Consider the following 511-nt stretch of genomic DNA (forward strand, 5'->3'; position numbering starts at 1 on the left):
CCATCATTCTTATCTTTTGGAAGGAGCAGAAGCCTTAAATCATTAATGATATTTTCTTTTTTTTGATTTAATTCTTCTATTTCAAGCAATGCCATATTTTTTAATTCTTTATCAGTGTCAGAATGATTAAGCATTTCATTTGCATCTTCTATTTCTTTCAATACTGTTTTTAGTTTTTTATATTCATTTACTATGTCTTCTATTTCTGACTTTTTTTTCATTAAATCCTGTATTACTCTATTGTCTTTTATATTTGCATCATTTAATTTGTCTACTATATCATTGTATGTGTTTTCTACAGATGAAAGTTTATCTATTATTGACATAAAAATTATTATTCTCCTAAATATTGTTTTTTATTATATATGAATAAAGATATTTATCAACTATTGTATTTTAATCAATATTAATATAAAAAAAATTATTATAAAAAAATATTTTTTTTTGTTTAGGAGCCACAGATATTGCACATTTTTTAGTTAAAAAAAAGTAGGTATTCCTTATAATATAT

At 20.9% G+C, this 511-nt stretch carries 1 protein-coding gene; it reads right to left on the reverse strand.

From position 1 onward, the window contains the following. Nucleotides 1–326, reverse strand: a 326-nt coding sequence (locus GQX97_RS14675) for a PCRF domain-containing protein (RefSeq protein ID WP_157152393.1), incomplete at its 3' end; no start/stop codon positions are given. Nucleotides 327–511: the final 185 nt, after the last annotated feature.

It is taken from the genome of Brachyspira sp. SAP_772 (assembly GCF_009755885.1).
Taxonomy (GTDB): Bacteria; Spirochaetota; Brachyspiria; order Brachyspirales; family Brachyspiraceae; genus Brachyspira.